Consider the following 1531-nt stretch of genomic DNA (forward strand, 5'->3'; position numbering starts at 1 on the left):
GTAACCGTTCACCGGGACGGTGTTGACAGCACCAACTCCTCCGGGAACGGGTAGTCGGTTTTCTCGATGCAGGACCTGACAACTGCCCTCAGCCACTCCTGCGGGCAGCGGCCCAATCGCTTGGCCGTCTCCACCAACGATAGGATACGCTGCCTGAACTGCTCGCCTCGATGCGACCAGACGCCATAGCTTCCCTTGCGCCACAGCACATAGCCACGCAGCGCCCGCTCCGCTTCATTGTTGGTCAGCGCTATCTCGTCGTTTTCCATAAAACGCCATAGCATCTCATCGTCCTTGAGCAGTAACTGGCAGCGCCCACGGTAGCGCTTGGAACACAGTACACTGCCCCGCTCCAGCTGCCTTCGCCAGCTTTGCCGACATCGCTGCAACCTTCGCTGGTACTGCTCCCGGCTTAAGCAGCCTTGTTCATAGCCATGCCGGGTTCTGAACACCGTGTCAGCCAGCAGTACCAGCCGGGCTCCGATAGGCTGGTTGACGGCGTCGCTACTCTCGGCAATCGCCGCCACGTTGCGCAGCACATGCGCCCAGCACAGTTGGCGCTGGGCGCTGTCGATGAAGCGGTATCCCGCATACTGGTCGGTCACCAGCACCCCATCAAGCTCACTGCCCAGCAACCGCTTCGCTGCCTCCTGACCGCGGCCAAACGCCGTCATGAAGCAGACCGCGACCTTGCTCAGGGCCAGCCACATCCAGCGTCGCTCACCGCCCCGCTGGTGCCGGGTTTCATCGGCATGGATGATGGCGGCAGACTGCACTTGCTGTTTGATGGCTTGGTGGGTCGGGGTGAGCATGGCGCTGACCCGGCCTTGTGCTTCACTGATGGCGCCTCGGCTAAAGCTCAAACCGAAGTGCTGCTTGAGCTGCTGCTGTATCTTGCTGATGCTCTGGTGGAACTGACCACTCTGCAAAGCGATATAGCTCAGCAGATTAGCCCCCATCTGGCTGTGGCTCACCGTATCGGGCAGGGCTGCTTCACTGGTGGTGACGCACCCACGGCAGGTGCCCCGATACAGCTGATGCTCTGTCACCACATAGCTGACCTCGGGCAGGTCAAACACCTGATGAACCCGGTAGGGCTTGTCATGGGACACCACCTGCTCACCACAGCAGGCGCACTGCCGGGCAGGATAGTGTGGTATTGCCGTCAGTCGGTCGTCCTCAGGATGACGTTCACGCCGCTGCCCCTTGTGGCCAGGCTGGGCACCACGAGCCTTGCCGGAAGCGGGGCGCTTGCGCGCAGGCGGGGTCCCCGAGCCATCAGTGGAGGGGGGCTTGGAGGAGTTATTGCTGTTTTGGTTGAGGCGGTCTTCAAGCTCGGCGATGCGCGCCATCAGCTTGTAAATCAGCTCGTTGGCTTGCTCGAGGGTCAGCGGCAGGCCGGGTGGTGGCGTAATGGGTTTGCTCATGACGTGATGGTGCCAAGCTGGCGGGATCAGGCAAGGGGCAACAGTGGATCAAGGGATGATCGTCTCACTTTTTCCTGTCAATGCCATCTGGGTGAACAGTTACC

1 protein-coding gene is annotated in these 1531 nt (G+C 61.1%); it reads right to left on the reverse strand.

Features of this window, described 5'->3' with window-relative positions:
- Nucleotides 1-8: 8 nt before the first annotated feature.
- A complete protein-coding gene (locus MUW49_RS17420; protein ID WP_004576012.1) occupies nt 9-1427 on the reverse strand; it encodes an IS66-like element ISAs21 family transposase in 1419 nt (472 codons plus the stop codon).
- Between the last annotated feature and the right edge of the window lie 104 nt (nt 1428-1531).

Source organism: Aeromonas sp. LsrichE-8G (genome assembly GCF_022869435.1).
GTDB classification, from domain to species: domain Bacteria; phylum Pseudomonadota; class Gammaproteobacteria; order Enterobacterales; family Aeromonadaceae; genus Aeromonas; species Aeromonas caviae.

Bases quoted from the DNA above. Each gene is read 5' to 3' on its own strand.
- MUW49_RS17420 (WP_004576012.1), bottom strand. From the start codon at position 1,427: ATGAGCAAACCCATTACGCCACCACCCGGCCTGCCGCTGACCCTCGAG.